Annotated in this window: 9 protein-coding genes; 2 read left to right on the plus strand and 7 right to left on the minus strand. The window is 40.5% G+C overall.

The genetic code is table 11. The features are described from left to right. Position 1: 1 nt before the first annotated feature. Positions 2-1990, minus strand: a complete 1989-nt coding sequence (locus KO529_RS15855; RefSeq protein WP_215948846.1) for an amylo-alpha-1,6-glucosidase — start codon at positions 1988-1990, stop codon at positions 2-4. Positions 1991-1997: 7 nt separating this feature from the next. After that, the gene (locus tag KO529_RS15860; protein ID WP_215948847.1) at positions 1998-4634 is read right to left on the minus strand and encodes an MGH1-like glycoside hydrolase domain-containing protein; all 2637 of its coding nucleotides are present in this window, start codon (positions 4632-4634) and stop codon (positions 1998-2000) included. Positions 4635-4826: 192 nt separating this feature from the next. Here KO529_RS15860 and KO529_RS15865 point away from each other — a divergent pair, with 192 nt between their 5' ends. Together KO529_RS15865 and KO529_RS15870 are read left to right on the plus strand one after the other, a co-directional pair. Beyond that, complete coding sequence (locus tag KO529_RS15865) at positions 4827-5336, plus strand: hypothetical protein (RefSeq protein WP_215948848.1); 510 nt, start codon at positions 4827-4829, stop codon at positions 5334-5336. A 250-nt stretch (positions 5337-5586) separates the two neighbouring features. Beyond that, entirely contained in the window at positions 5587-6903 is a 1317-nt protein-coding gene (locus KO529_RS15870; RefSeq protein ID WP_215948849.1) for a Gfo/Idh/MocA family protein, read from the plus strand. Positions 6904-7007: 104 nt separating this feature from the next. On the opposite strand, the gene KO529_RS15875 is transcribed toward KO529_RS15870, so the two are convergent. From KO529_RS15875 to KO529_RS15895, 5 genes are all read right to left on the minus strand, one after another. Beyond that, positions 7008-9626, minus strand: a complete 2619-nt coding sequence (locus tag KO529_RS15875; protein WP_215948850.1) for an alkaline phosphatase D family protein — start codon at positions 9624-9626, stop codon at positions 7008-7010. Between the two features lie 136 nt (positions 9627-9762). After that, the gene (locus KO529_RS15880) at positions 9763-10854 is read right to left on the minus strand and encodes a DUF5007 domain-containing protein (RefSeq protein WP_215948851.1); all 1092 of its coding nucleotides are present in this window, start codon (positions 10852-10854) and stop codon (positions 9763-9765) included. A 22-nt stretch (positions 10855-10876) separates the two neighbouring features. Further along, positions 10877-11521: a fasciclin domain-containing protein gene (locus KO529_RS15885; RefSeq protein ID WP_215948852.1), complete on the minus strand. Its 645-nt coding sequence runs from the start codon at positions 11519-11521 to the stop codon at positions 10877-10879. A 31-nt stretch (positions 11522-11552) separates the two neighbouring features. Next, positions 11553-13097 (minus strand): RagB/SusD family nutrient uptake outer membrane protein, encoded by a 1545-nt coding sequence (locus KO529_RS15890; protein ID WP_215948853.1) that lies wholly within the window; start codon positions 13095-13097, stop codon positions 11553-11555. 10 nt (positions 13098-13107) lie between these two features. Then, positions 13108-16299 carry a SusC/RagA family TonB-linked outer membrane protein gene (locus tag KO529_RS15895; RefSeq protein WP_215948854.1) on the minus strand — a complete coding sequence of 1064 codons (3192 nt, stop codon included), beginning with the start codon at positions 16297-16299 and terminating at the stop codon, positions 13108-13110. Positions 16300-16502: the final 203 nt, after the last annotated feature.

The raw sequence follows: 16502 nt of genomic DNA on the forward strand, positions 1-16502 counted from the left end.
TCTAAATTTCCCTTTGGGCCTTTTTAGGGTTTTGTTCTGGTTCTGATGTTATTTCCTGTTCAATTTTGTCCAGCCCAAAATCGATATATAATTTAATAATGGCCGCTACCGACCAAGCTTGGTGAATACAACCTTTTCCCTCTTGCGGGTCGCTACCGTTAAAAATCTCGGAAATACAATGAATGCCATTGTCCTTATAAAAATGTTCGCGTAAAGGCTCCAATTCCAACATTACTTTTTTCTTATTATTTAGGGTGGTTCCATATATTTTGAAATAGGCCTGAAAATATTCATGAAGTAGAAAAGGCCATACCGTTCCTTGGTGGTAAGCATGGTCCCGTGACCATTGGTTACCTTCATAGTTAGGTTTATATTCAGGACTAGCCGGATCCAAGGTACGAAGTCCAAAGGGGGTATAAAGTTTGTTTTCCACAGCCTCAAAGATGGACTTTTGTTGGTTGATGTCCAAAACGCCGAAAGGTAGACTCAGACAGTATATTTGATTGGGCCGTAGAGTATCGTCCTGTGAGACACCAGGGATGATCACATCATATAAGGTTCCTTGTGGATTGGTAAAAAACTTGGTAAAATTGGATTCAAACTTGGCAATTAAGTCAAGGTAACGGGATTCAATTTCAACTTCAAGAATTTCGCAGAAATTTTCGTAAATCTTAAGGGCATTATACCAAAGCGCATTGACTTCCACAGGGCAGCCTATTCTTGGGGTAATGACCTTGCCCCCTACAATGGCGTCCATCCATGTCAGCTGTACCGTGCATTCCCCGCCGTAGATAAATCCTTCCTTCGTAACGTGAATATTGTAGCGGGCACCCGCAATATGCTGGTCCAATATATTCTTTAATATTTCAATATGATCTTTTAGGAATGCAATATCCTCGAATTTTTTTTGGTAGTCATAGCTGGCCACGAAAAGCCAAAGCGTGGCGTCCATAGTATTGTAATGTACCGGGTCTTTGGAATTATCTGGAAATCTGTCCGGGATCATCCCCTGATCCACACTTTTAAAAAAAGTATTCAAAATGGATTTGGACAGCTCTTTTTTACCAGTGGCTATGGTTAATCCGCGCATGGCGATCATAGTGTCCCTTCCCCAATCCGTAAACCAGTGATAGCCGGCAATTATGGACATGCTATTGGTAGACTTTCTTTGGACCATAAATTGTTCACCGGATAACATGAGGTCTTTAAAAAACCCAGGTGCCAGCATTTCTTTGTTCATTGTACGTTTTTTGCCGTCTAGGGATTGAATTTTTTTTATTCCTTCCGCTATTATGTTCTCCTCAATAGTGAAGTATAATATTAGATCTTCCCCAGGCTGCAGTTCATGTACTAGATATCCGATTCTATAATAGTCGCAGACCGAACCCAGGCCACGGGCTTTACCCTTGGAGAGGATAATATTTTTAAACCAACAACGGGCCTCAAAATAATGTCCAGCTGTCCACCCGGTAAAAACCGGATTACTTCCATACTTGGGGTATGTTTTTAAATGGTCATTATTGAACTCGGTAAAGAAATTATAGCAGGAAGCTTCTTGAAAGGTAGTATGAAAGTCGTTATAGGCATAAAGGGGATGTAACTCCAGGACCAATGGTCTTTTTCCATTGTTGGTATAGGTAAGTACAGTGGTGTTGGATCCGGATATCATTTGTACATTTTTCCGCAAATCCCAATCACTATCGGCAAACTGCCAGGTAGGAGAGGGGGCAACATCAAAATTCTTTAAATATTTACTTCCATCCGGAAAAACTACTTTTGGATATTGATTGGTGGAAATATTATGATATTGGCCATCTATTAGAACCCGTTCTTCAATTTTTGCCACCACCACAGTGCGGTCGGTAGGAGGCTCTAGGGCAGCGACCAATAGACCGTGGTACTGTCTTGTATTGGCACCGTTGACGGCTCCTGAGGCATAACCGCCCAGTCCGTTGGTAGCCAACCATTCTTTTCTAAACAAATTTTCCAAATTACTATTATATTTCTTCCATTAAATTAGCCACCAAAGCGGTCCATCCGGTTTGATGTGAAGCTCCAACACCTCTACCACTGTCCCCGTGAAAATACTCATAAAATAAGATAAGGTCGTTAAAATGTGGGCTTTGGTATTTTTCTTCGTGTAATTGGTGAATGGGTCTATTACCGTCAGCATCCTTTTCAAAAAGTAGTATCAGTCTTTTGCCAATTTCATCACTAATATCCTTTAAATTCATCATATTGCCATTACCAGTGGGATAAGGGAATTTTAGTTTATTCCCAAAATAGCTATGATACTCCCTTAGGGAATTAATAAATAAATAGTTCATGGGCATCCAAATAGGCCCCCTCCAATTGGAGTTTCCTCCAAAAAGTCCAGTGGTAGACTCCGCAGGTTCATAATTAATCCCATAGGTTTTTCCATCTATGTGGATGGTGTAGGGATTTTCATGTATTTTGGACAGTGATCTAATGCCGAATTGCGAAAGAAATTCCTTTTCGTCCAAAATACTTCCTATCAGCTTCTGCAAACGCTCTTTTGGCACCAACGATAATAGAACATCCTTATTTTCGGAGTATTCTTCCATTACCTGATATTTTGCGTTTTCTATACGGTGTCTACGAAACCATTCCATACTTTTTCTAAACCTGGGTAGTTTGTCCAAATATTCCTTCTTGATATTCAATACCGCTGTAAGGGATAACAATCCCGAAATGGAACGCACTTTAATGGGCATAGATTCCCCATTAGGGAATATCAACTTATCATAGAAAAAACCTTCGCTTTCATCCCATGACCCGTTATAATCCTGACTTATGTTATTCAATGCTTCTGCAATAAAGACAAAATGGCCAAAGTACTTCATGGTCATATCCTCAAAAGATATGTCTTCCAATGCTATTTCAAGGGCCATCTCCAACATATTTAGGCAGTATAAGGCCATCCATGAGGTTCCATCAACCTGTTCCAAAACCCCTCCCCCTGGAATATCGCGACTACGATCAAAGACCCCAATATTATCCAGGCCTAAAAATCCTCCTTCAAAAACGTTGTTTTCAAGACTATCTTCCCTGTTTACCCACCAGGTAAAATTTAGGGCCAATTTGTTGAACATCCGTTTTAAAAAGATAAGGTCCCCTTTACCGGTCCTCTTTTTTTCCATTTGATAAACTTGTAGGGAGGCCCAAGCTTGTACGGGTGGATTAACATCGCTGAAATTCCATTCGTATGCCGGTATTTGTCCGTTTGGTGCCATATACCATTCCTTGGTAAATAACAACAATTGATCCTTGGCGAAACTGGAATCTACCAAGGCTAGGCTAACACAATGGAAGGCGGTGTCCCAGGCCGCGAACCAGGGATATTCCCATTTGTCCGGCATAGCAAGGATATCATGGTTCCTCAGTGTTTTCCATTCCTTGTTTCTGCCGTTAAATCTATTTTGTGGCGGGGGCATCTCCTTATGGTCTCCGTTAAGCCACCTTTCTACTTCGTAATTGTAATATTGCTTGGACCATAACAGTCCGGCAATAGCCTGTTTCTGTATTTCTTTGGCTTCTTTGGAAGTAGTTTTAAAAGTAGCATCCAGAAATTCTTGGGATTCTTGGATTCTTTTGGTAAAGGCAGTTTCAAAACTCTTATCGAACGGGGTTTCCAAAGAAGAGGCGGTCAATCTTAATTTAATCGATTTTGTTTCCCCAGCTTTAAGATATATCTCGTACAAGGGTGCAAATTTGGTGCCTTGATTATTTTTAGAAATAATGGAATAATCGTTGTTCACTACGGAATTGTGAAAGAGATCCTTTTTGAAGGGATGATCGTTCGGCTGCGCATAGACCTTCTCCATATTGGTCTCGTTCTCGGTAAACAACAATCGGGTTGGTTCTTCAAAATATAGGTTGTATTTGCCAACATAAATATGGTCTATGGAGACAAAGGTTTGGTCTTTAAGGGTTTGTTTTTTTATGATCGGTTTTTCGGGCATGCCTACGAAACTCCACAGATTTCTGGTCCAAAGAGTGGGTAGAACATGTATGGGAGCAGACTTGGAACTTCTATTGCTAATAGATATTTTTATGAGAATATCCTCGTTGTCCGCCTTTGCATATTCTGTAACAACATCAAAATATTCATTGTTATCGAAGATGCCGGTATCCAAAAGCTCGTACTCGAAATCATACTTGCCCCGCTTCCTGTTTTCTTCCACCAATTCTATATAGGGAAATTCGTTCTGTGGATATTTGTACAGATGCTTCATATAGGAATGGGTGGGGGTATTCTCCAAATAGTAATAGAGCTCCTTAACATCCTCGCCGTGGTTCCCTTGAGGCCCTGTTAGGCCAAATAGTCGCTCCTTTAAAATACTATCTTTACCGTTCCATAGGGCTATTCCGAAGCATATATTACAATATCGGTCAGATATACCGGCAATCCCATCTTCTCCCCATCTATAAGCCCTACTTCGGGAGTCTTCGTGCGAAAAGTAGTTCCAGGCATCTCCATCCGGACTGTAATCTTCCCTAACCGTCCCCCATTGCCGCTCACTTAAATATGGACCCCATTTATGCCAATCCTTCGTTTTGGATCGGGAATCTTCCAATCGCTTTTGTTCTTGAGCTATTTTTTCTTTAGTCATTCAATTAAGATCACATAAAAAGGCCCATGCGGTTGACCATTGTCTTGCGCTATCGGCACTTTTGAATTCTATAATTAAAGATAGCATATGTTTAACACATTTTTAACCTGTCAACTGTATAAATAATAACTTGGATGGCATTTTTTTTGAGGCCAATGATGAAAAACGGAGGTTTAATTAAAATTTTTTAAAATGAAAAAATTTGTGTTTTCCCTTTTGTCGGGTCTGATTTTGGTTGCATGCCAGGCACAGGACGACCGCAGTAAATCCAAGGTTGATCTGGCCGAAAAAAATACGGACAGTATTTCTGTGAATAAACCGAAAATTAGCTGGAAGGTTGATAAAAAATACGATGAGAAAGGAAATGTAATAGGATATGACTCCATTTACTCCTATTCCTACAGCAATCTAAAGAACTTGCCAAAGGAAATGAATCTGGACAGTATTATGAATTCAATGAAGTTTTTTTCACAGGGTAATTTATCCTCTTTTATGGAGGGCCATAATTTGGGGCAGTTTATGGATATGGATTCCATTATGAACGGAAGTCAATATTTTAAGGATTTCTTTGAAAGACAACGTAGCAATAACTTTTCGGACATGCGGGAACTATTCCAACAAATGGATTCCCTTCAAAATATGATGATGGAAAGGCATCGGAATTTTAAACCGGAAGCTATTGAAGAAAAGTCCAAACTATAAGGAAATTGTCCTTTTAGTGTTAGCTGCTAAATATGGTCGGATTTTTGGTGTTAGGTAAATTTACTTTCGGTTTTTTGGGATAACATAGAATATTTAACATAATCGATGCTATTCTGTAAAAATGTACATTGTACGTTTCCAAATAAATCTCTATCTTGACAACCCATTCTTGTCCTCCAATTTTTTATGAGGCAATGATTAGGTATTTTTTTAATTTAAAACATAAAAAACTAAACAAACAAGTAACACCATGACCAATATTAAAAACAGTAGAAGAGATTTTGTTAAGAGCAGTGCTCTAGTAACAGGAGCAATGATTTTACCTACCATGCAGATGAATGCTATGGTAAATGTCGCTAATGACAAGAAATTAAAGATAGCCTTGATTGGTTGTGGTGGTCGTGGTACAGGTGCGGCGCAACAGGCCTTGAAGGCGGATCCCAATGTTGAATTGGTGGCTATGGCCGATGCTTTTGAGGATAGGTTGCAGGGAAGTTTAATGAATTTGCAGAAGGAGTTTAAGGATAGCAAGAAGGTAAATGTTCCCAAGGCCAATCAGTTTGTTGGTTTTGATGGCGCTGAAAAGGCCATAAACATGGCAGACGTGGTTATTTTGGCGACTCCTCCAGGATTTAGACCCCAGCATTTTGAATATGCCGTTAATGCAGGAAAGCATGTATTTATGGAAAAGCCGGTTGCCACGGACATACCTGGAGTACGAAAGGTATTGGCAGCGGCGCAAGTGGCAAAGGATAAAAAACTGAACGTGGTTGTTGGTCTTCAAAGACATTATCAGGACAACTATTTGGCAGGGATAAAACATATTAAAGACAATAAGATCGGAAAAATTGTTTCCGGACAAGTGTATTGGAACAGTGGTGGTGTTTGGGTAAGGGAAAGACAGCCTGGACAATCCGAGTTGGAATACCAGATGCGCAATTGGTATTATTTCAACTGGTTGTGCGGAGACCATATTTTGGAACAGCACATCCACAATATAGATGTTGCCAACTGGTTTATTGGGGAATACCCAATATCGGCACAAGGATTTGGTGGAAGGCAAGTAAGGACGGGAAAGGACCATGGGGAGATTTTTGATCACCATTTTGTAGAATATACCTACCCAAGCGGTGCGGTAATCGCTAGTCAGTGCCGCCATATGCCAGAAACTATGAGTAGGGTAGCGGAAACATTCCAAGGTACCAAGGGTACTATTGAGACCTATGGTGATAACACCTTTATTAAGGATTATGCCGGTGGGGAAATATTTACCCATAGAGGAAAGGATGATCCAAACCCTTATCAGGTAGAGCATATTAAACTTTTTGAATCTATTAGGAACAAAGGAGTTATTGCCGATGCGGAGAATGGGGCTATGAGTACAATGAGTGCAATTATTGGTAGAATGGCAACTTATTCTGGAAAGGTAATTAAGTGGGAGGAAGCCATGACTTCCAACATTGACTTGGCTCCGGACAATTTAACATGGGATTCACCAGCACCGGTGCAACCTAATGCCGATGGTACTTATAATATTCCAATCCCAGGAAAGACGGTAGTGATTTAAGTTTTTAAATACTTATGATAATTAATCCCAAACTTTCTATAATCGTAGAAAGTTTGGGATTTTTTTATTGGTCCATATAGCGTTAAAAGAAATACCGAGCCATTTTATACAAGACTAACCTCCAATATTCGTTTGTTGATTGTTTTGGCCCTAATATTTTTTAGTGTCTTTTTTCTTTTGTTTTGCGTATCCAGGATTACGATGGTATATTTTCCTTCATCGAAGACTTTGGGGGCAAAGGTGTTGGTTGCCATACGAATGGAATAAACTAACTGATGGTTTTTATCGAAAATTGAAATAACCGGTTTATTTCCGTCGACAACCTTAATGGTAGGCAACCAGGCTACAGCCTTTTTGCCATAATTGTCCTCTTGTTTTATGGTGATTGGCCATCCTGGGAATTGTTCATTTTTATTGCTGCTAGGGTCGGCATATCTAGGCCAACAGGCCGTGGTTATGGTTCTTTCTTTCTTATTGAAGGTTACCAATCCGTATCCTGTGGCCCTATTGTGAACAATGGCAGGCTCAATCCCGGTATTGAAAGGATTGCCTACGGCACGGACAGATATTTTATTCCCAAATCCGTCCACATGATTACCCACATAGGCGGGATTTTCATAAGTATGTTCATCGCTTTTCACTTCCGGCCAGAATCTTCTGGGCCAAATATTGTTCAAGGCAGGACCGGCAAAGGCATAACCGCTATCTCCGTGCTCATCGGTGCCATATTGGATAAAACTTCCCAAATGTTGGTCACCGGCAATATGAAATGCATAACATTTTCTGATGGCCTCAACGGCCTTATCCCTTTCATTTGCAGGCCAGCCGTTGGAATCCATATCTACGGTAGGGACATCCCCAAGTACGTATTCTCCCTTTTCAGGAATAGGTAAGGAGGGAACCACATCATCGTTAAGGGCCGTTTTTGGTAAGGTGGCTACTGTGGCAAAATTGGTCTGGGATAGCACTACTTTCATTTCTATACCATTGTTCCAATCCTGGGTCCAATGATCTATAAATTTGTGCTGCCTCTTTCCTAAAAGTACGGCATCCAGATCCCGGTGTTGTTTTATATTAAATTCTTTGTTCTGTATCCAACCATTTCTAACCTGGGCTTCCGGAGGTAATACATGCTTTGGGGCCGATTTAAACTTTCTGTCCTCCAAGATGGCAAAACTAAGTCCAGCATAATTCCAAGTCGTATAATAAACGCCGATATTCTGTTGTACGGGAGTAGGGTCGTAGGGATCCGGTAAATGGCTGGTTTGGGTAAATTGTACCATGTTGACCCATTCGGCAGGCATTTTATATCCGCCAGAATCCTGTGCCAGCATGCCATGTCCTTCACTGGTATCGGCCTTTTTTCCACTCTCGCCCCATACATTACCGTGGTATACATCATGATCATCTGGGATTATGGCGCAGGGTTTGTGCCTAAACAATTCCCTGTAAGACCAACCGAACATCATCCATTTTCTAAGGTAATCCAGACATAGATTGTCCAGGTCACCACTGCGTTCTGCTCCATATCCACCGGTACCCTCGTAAAATTGGTCACCCAGGAAAAGAATAATATCAGGATTTAATTTGGACATATTTTCGTAAACGTCGTTATCTGGAAAACCATAGTGGAAATTACAGCTAAAAACAGCTGCTGAAACCGATACCTTATCCATTGGTTCTTGGGCTATGGTTCCGTCGTAGGTGTATTGGTGGGTTGCGTTTTTTAAAGGAATTTCTACCAAAATACGGTACGGAACATCCGTGCTGGCACTCCAGTTTTCAACAATGAAGCTTATTGCTCTTCCTATATGTTCCAACTTGGTATTATTGGCGGTTTTCCAAATGCCTTGCTCCTTGAATTGCAGAATTACGGTATGACCCTCAATTTCTTCAATGGGAGCTAACTGTGCTGTTAGTTTTAGCTTTTGGTCTTGAAGGGTGTATTGGGCAAAGCAAATAGGTCCATATAATTGGTCCTTGTTTGAAATAAGATTATCTGCGGATATATTCCAATTGGAAAATGAGGCAGAAGGTTGGGATGCGTTACTCTTAGCCGTTTTTAAATCGGCGAGCAGGGCAAAATTGCCTTCAACACTTTTACCATCAACGGCTATGTTTTCCTGGGTATGAATTAGTTGATCGGTTATGGAGTCCAGTATCAAAACCTTTAATTGGTATTTATTTTCTGAAGGCCTAAACTCTGCTGCCAATTTGAAGTTATTTGGAATTTGTGAAAGCTTGGTTTCGAAGGATTCATCCCCTACCTGTAGCGTACCATTAGGGTTAAGTCCTATATTGAGCCCTTTACCAAAAACGGCAGCGGATCGGTAATCCTCGAAGGGACCTTTACATCCCAGTCTTATTCCCAAACAGCCTTTATCAGTAGGTGATATATTATTATTTAATAAGTTTATTTCCACATTCACCTGTAATGGGGACAGATATTCCGTTTTTTGAACGGTCAATAACTGAAGGTTTCTATTTTCAGCACTAATATTGCAAACGACCGTTCCATTTTTAAGTCGCCAATCCTGCAATCGGTTTCCCCAATATTCGGGACCTACCCATTTCATATCGGGCCAGTTGTGCCAATTGCTTTTAAATTGTATTGTTTCAAGTATTTTATTTTGGCCTACTAATCCAAATGGGAACGCCGAAGCGGAAAAGCTGGGCAATAGGGTTCCCAGTGCAATGGTCTTGATGTATTTTCTTCTGTTCATGCTTGTTGACTTCAAGTTGTATAAAGTAGTATAATTGTTGTCATTATGGCTAAAAATAAATAAAAAAATGGTTTGAAATGGGAACCAAAGTTGCGCCAAAACAAACCATTTATAAGGTATACTAAACTAGTTTATATTATTCCTTTATCTTGGTATATGGTATTTTCATTTTTATCTCCCAGGTACCGGAATCATTTATTTTGATTCCCCAGCGTATATAGGCCCTGTTTCTAATTTCTCCAGTGTCTGGATCTATATATGGTGTCCAATCTTTAGGTCCATTATCTGCTTCAAAGGCTGCAGTGTCCACTGTAAAGGCATCATCTGTGGTTAGGTAATACATTAAATAGGAGTTGGTCCCGGTAGCATAAGTTCTTCCGTACTGAGGGAACGGTGGTGCCGGTAGCGAGAATGTGGAACCAGTTGCATCAACTTCCGTATCTACAGAATTGTCATGATAGTTTTGTAAGAAGGTTGACCCGGATGGATAGAAGACAACCTTTTCTGGATTTAATGGTTTATCATAACTGTCCGCGATGATCATTTTCACTTTAACCCCCAAAGCTGGTTCTTCACTTACCTTGGTTACTGTTATATAAGGATGGGTACCATCCAAAACACTGGGAACACCGTTGTCAAAATCGTTCATAATGGTAGAGGTATAGGCTATGTCATAAGCGCCGCCACCTTTGCCCAATTGCAGTCTTGAACGCATTTCTGTTGGGAATTCAACCGGTTGAAAATCATCCAATTTTACTATTACAAAGTCATCCAATTGACGCTCCCCCCTTACGTTGGTAGCTTTAACGTTTACCTTGTAAATGTTATTATTGGTTACAAACTTACTCGCCTGGGTAAAGGCCAATTGTCCGCTTACTTCATTGATCATGATGGTGGGGTAATCTCCCAGTTCCAACTTTTCTTCCACTAATGCCAAGGTAGTATCGGTTTCGGCATTAAAGGCGGACTTCCAAGTTAACAGCTCATATTCGTCGAACAAATCGTTGGTAGGGTTGCCTTGGGCATCCGTGATACTTGTAATCTCCCATTTTAAGGGGTAGGTTGATCCTTCTATGGCCGGTGCGGCCCCAACTTTAAACACCCCACGTGGAACGGCTATGGTGTCTTCCAAAGCATGGATATTGTCACTGATGTAACCCACTTCCGGTGGTTGACAAGATGCAACCATTACGATAATGATCAGTATGGAATAAATTATATTTTTCATCTTTTTGTTTTTATGATTTTTATTAGTCCCTTTCAAAATTGAACAAAGTATGGTTTCCCTGTAGGACATGAATAACTCCATTGGTAGAGATTAAATTGGAGGTTTTTACTACCACCTTATCATCATCATCTATGTTATCCCATTCGTCCCAGTCATCACCTTGTTTATAAGTGAAGTACACATATTCGGGTTTGGAATCCAACTCATTATTATATTGATCTGTTGGTTCCAAGGAAATTCTTTTTTCTTCACCGTTTACGGCAGTATAGATTTTTCCTTGGTCCTTGGTCATGTTTTCCCTTCTTATTTTTCCGGAAAAAATATAACCCCCCATATATTTGGTAAGGGTATCCAAAGGAATATCGTTTACGGTAAACTGGGCTTGTGGATCTACTTCCCTCATATCTGCCAGTACAGCGTTCACATAATTCTTAATGGAAAGATTATTGGGAGCAAAGATGGTGTTGTTTCCGTTCACCAAATCGGCCATTCCTGCTTTTTCAATTAATAGGGCCAAAGTATCCAACTGACTATGGGCTTTAAAAAATTCCATGGTGGTAGTTCCCACCTCTGGACTACTAATACCTCCATCTACAAGGTAGTTTCCATCCTTATCACAGGAATAAAGGACTACAACGGCTGTTAGTATGATTATTATTTTTTTCATCGTGATTGTTTTCTTTAGTTCTAAAATTAGTCTACAATTTACCTCTCCAGTATTCTGTTTGTAGAATGGAAGGATTCCTCGATATCACTGAAGGAAGGACAGGCCAGAAATATCCTTTTTTGGCATTTCTTGCTTGGTTTACCCATGGCACTCCATCGTAATAATCCATACGTATTCTATCATAACCAGATTGGGCTTCACCAACAAATTCAATGGCGCGCTCATCAAATATGGCCTTCATTAGGGATTCGCGGTCTGTTCCTCCCGTATAATCCGGAACATTGGCTTTGCTTCTAATCTCATTTAAATCAGAAATAGCAGGACCCGATAGATCTTTTCTGGCATTGGCCTCTGCTCTTAATAAATACATATCTGCCAACCTGAATATTAAGATATTGGATTCAGAAAATTGGGCATAGGCATCTTCGGAAGCTTCATCCTGTGCAGAATGCGAGTATTTCTGTAGGTAGGAGTAGTCTGCATTGGTTCCATATTCATAAAAGAAAAGATCCTTACGCACGTCATTAGCTCTATCGGCATCTGTGGCCATCATCTCATTACCATAGAAATCTGGATCCATATAAGGACTTATACCGGTATTGACACTTTGCCAAACAGGGTAATTTAATGTAAGTCCAGTATGGTTATCATCATATTGAAGCAACCTAAAGGATTCGTTCATATCCGCGCTGATATTGATTTCGAACAAGCCGGTCTTGGATTGACCGATGCACATTTCATCAAACCCCTCTTTTCCTTCGTTTACATAATCGATTAAACTGGCACCACTATTATTGATAACTGATGTAGTTGCGTCAATGGCTTGCTGTAACATCTCGGGATTGTCATTGTCCCTTCCTGCATACCAAAGTGTAATGTGGGCCTTTAAGGCTTCTGCGCTTGCCTTGTTGGCAGTAATAGCCCAATTGGAGGCTCCTGGAGTGGAATACTGCAATAATCCAATAGATTTATTAGCGGCTTCCAGAGCATAATCCAACACTTGCAATTCATCAACCCTTGCATTTTCAACAATGTATCCGTCCTCAGAAATAAGCTGATCGGAGCTTTCTATGGATTGCTCTACAATAGGCACATCTCCCCAGATACGGGCCATATAAAAATAGGTCAGTGATCTAATAAAGGCAGCTTCTCCCAAAAGGCGATCTTTTTCAGACTGGGAATCGAACATATCTACGGGCATATCCGCTATATATTGTTCAATGGTATAGGCCCAGTTGGCGGCTCTATAGAAGTTTTTCCAGTTCATGGAAGCATCTCGGTAAGCCAATACGTAATTGCCACTACCTTCAATGTAGTTAACGATCCAGTTGCGACTGTTCATAAAGGTCATTCCGGTCCATTCACCCCAATATAGAAAATTGGATTGTGTCATAATAGCTTCCTTAAAAAGACCATAGGCACCAGCAACGGCCTGTTCGGCGTTTGCCTGACTATCCCAAAAGACATCGGGATGGGTAATGCTGATAGGCTCCTGGTCCAATAAATCGGAACAGCTGGCTGCACCTAGTAAGCCCAGGACCATGATATATATTTTAAAACTTTTTATCTGTTTCATCGTTTATAATTTAAAATTTTGTATCAATTCCAATGGTAATTGTCCTAGCTTGTGGATATCCGTTTCCATAAGTATGTCCTTTGGCATCCACCATGGAGGCATCTACTACCTTCTTGGATCTCTGCCATTGGTAAGGGTTCAACATTGCTCCGTAGATTCTTAAACGGGATAGGCCAATGTTCTTCATAAAGTTATCGTTCTGATCAAAAGTGTATCCAATGGAAGCATTGTTAACTTTCCAATAATCACCACTTTCTATCCAAAGGGTCTGATTGCCCCTGAAGCCGTAAAATGCTCCAAGTGTTGGACTCTGTGGGTACATGGCAGGAAAGTCTACACCGGCAGCACCATCACCAGGCTGTTGCCAAAATGTATATTCACTTAGGTCGGCAAGTCCTCTTCTGGCCCAATCATCACCACCCCTATCGTAGCTATCCATATAACTGTTTAACACGGTATTCTTTATATCGGCACCAAAGGAGAATTGACTATAGGCTTGGAAGTACCATTTTTTGTACTGCAGGTTTATATTGAATGAACCTGTAATATCGGGGATAGGAGAGTAGTCTGTAGTTAATTTTAGATCGTGCTCCTCATTAAGTAAGTAATCCCCGTTAAGATCTTGCCATATTGGAAAACCTGGGCGGATATTGGCCCAAGCGGATTTTCCTTGCAAAGGTTCTCCAGTAAATGGATTTACAGGCAATTGATCTAGATCATCAATGATATAATCATTAATGAACATCTTGTACAGGTTAAGCGGACGCCCAACAACATATCCATAATCACCTCCTATGTAATCCTGGTTGCCATTTGGCAATTTGGAAACGTAGTTTTTGTTTTGAGCAAAACCAACGGACAATTCCATTCGAAGGTCGTTCTCCCTAGGGAAAACGTGGTAACGTAGCATGGATTCCCAACCGTAGTTTAATACCCCGGCTACGTTTGTAGGAGCGGAGTTATAACCGGAATAGGCGGGGAAAGCAACATCAAAAAATAACTTGTCCGTACTCTTGTTATAGGCATCAAATGCCAAACTTACCCTTCTGTTGAACATATCCAGGTCAAACCCAACATTCCATTGTTCGGTTTCTTCCCATGAAAGGGATGCATTCCCAATTTGGTCGTAATTTGGAATAACCCCGGTAACACCACCGTAACTGGAAACATTCATTTGGTTGGCCCAATAAGGGTTTCCACCATAACCTAAATTGTATTTTCCGAAACGTAGGTAGTTTTCTGGGAATTGCTTCCCGTTGATACCCCAGCTACCCCTAATTTTTAAATAATCTATAAAACTGGAAATATGGGGCTTAAGGAAGGGCTCATCCGAAATAACCCAACCTGCATTTAGGGAAGGGAACTTGGCCCAGCGTACATCTTTACCAAATCTGGAGGAACCATCAATACTGAAGTTTCCACCCACCATATAACGATTTTTGTACTTATAGCTCACACGCCCAAAATAGGATACCAATGCATTGGCACTTATATCGGTATATCCACTTATTTGGTCTTGGGTGTACCTGTTGTTAATTGTTTGAATAGCATCACTACCAAAACCAAAGGCGGTCATGGCCATGTCTTCATATTTGTTATAATCTACCCTATTTCCCAATACTCCAGTAACTTCATGATCGTTATTGGCACCAATGTTTTTAAATAGGCTTAAATAGGTTTCAGCGGTCAAGTTTTTTCTGTTGTACAAAGCATAACTTGCAAAACCATCTCCTTCTGTCCTTATGGTAGACGGCTCATAAAAGTTCTTCTTATTGCTGTCATAAACAAAGCTTAGTTGGGAGTTTAGGCTAAGGCTTGGTAAAAGGTCAAAGGTGGCAAAGTTGGAAATGGTAAAGTTAACTGTCCTATCCTCATTTAATTTGCCTTCCAGCTCCCCACTTAAGGACTGTTTTCTTTCGTCAGTGATATAAAATAGGGAAGATTGTAGTCCGGCCGGATCTACAGGTAGGGAAGAGTTAAGGTTAAAACTTCCTTGGTAAGGGTTTCCTTGTCCAGTTTGTAGATCGGTATGGGTAAATCTTGTAATTAATTGGTTGCGAAACTTTTCCCCAGCAGTAAAATTAAGATTGGAGGAAAAAGTAACCCTATCAACACCAGTACCTTTTATAACACCTTCCTGGTTGTCATAACCTAGGGAAACCCTATAGTTGGTTTTCTCACTACCACCACGAACACTAAAATCGTACTGCTGATCAATCCCGGTTTTATAAAATAAACCTTGATAATCTACATTATTATTAAATGCAGGGTTTATACTGTCGGTCAAGACCATTGGTGTTTGTCCGGATTGTAATTCGTCCGTATGCCACCATCTTTGGATCATCCCCATTTTGGCTTGCCTTTCAGCGCTTCCTGCCAACATTGGTACCAAGTTGGGTTTGGGTTGCAACCCTAAACTGGTGGAAAACGAAAATTCCGGTTTGTCAAGGGCTACACCTTTTTTGGTTTCAATGATGATAACCCCATTGGCTCCCCTGGATCCGTAAATGGCCGCTGCTGAAGCATCTTTAAGTACATCTATACTCGCTATGTCGTTAGGGTTCAGTGAGGCCAAAAAGTCAACGTTGGAGACACCATAACCGGCTAAATCCTCTAAACTGGTCTGTACCCCATCAATTACGTATAACGGACTACTGTAGGCCAAATCGGCATCGATATCCCCGCCTATACTGGTGTTACCACGAATAATTAGTGCACCCCTACCTGCAGGTGCTCCTGTCATATTCACACTCTGGATACCAGTGGCTTGGGTAGCGATCAATCCTGATACGTCCAATACCGGAATTCCTTCAATATCGTCGCTCTTAATACTGGAGACAGCACTGGTAACATCCCTTTTAAATACCTTTTGGTAACCAATTAAGACTACATCGTCCAATTGGGTAGCATCCGGAGCCAAGGTGATGTTTATCTGTGTTTGGTTTCCCACAAGGATTTCCTGTGGTTTAAAACCAAGATAGGAAACTGTTAAAATGGATTGTGGACCTTGTACGTCAATATAAAAATTACCATCAAAGTCGGATTGTGTTCCGGTAGAGGTTCCTTTAACTACGACAGAAGCTCCTGGTAATGGAACTCCATTGTCATCGAAAACGGTTCCTTGGACCGTTTTATTTTGAGCGTGGGCTAAATGGCCTACACTCAAAATTAGAATTAGTAAATAAAAAAATGGTTTTTTCATTGATCTAGTTTAAATTAATAATCGGTTGATGTTAAAATTTGAAAAATTCTTGTCGAGCTAATTTTTTTAAATGTTTCTGTTCATATTCTATTTGGGTTTTACTTTTGTGTAGTGTCTGTTACTTTTTAAACCCATTCCATTTTCATGAAATGGGTTTTGAAAAACAACTAACTCAAACAACTCAATAAGCAATTCTATATTTA

The organism is Arenibacter algicola, from assembly GCF_018860365.1.
Classification (GTDB): domain Bacteria; phylum Bacteroidota; class Bacteroidia; order Flavobacteriales; family Flavobacteriaceae; genus Arenibacter; species Arenibacter algicola_B.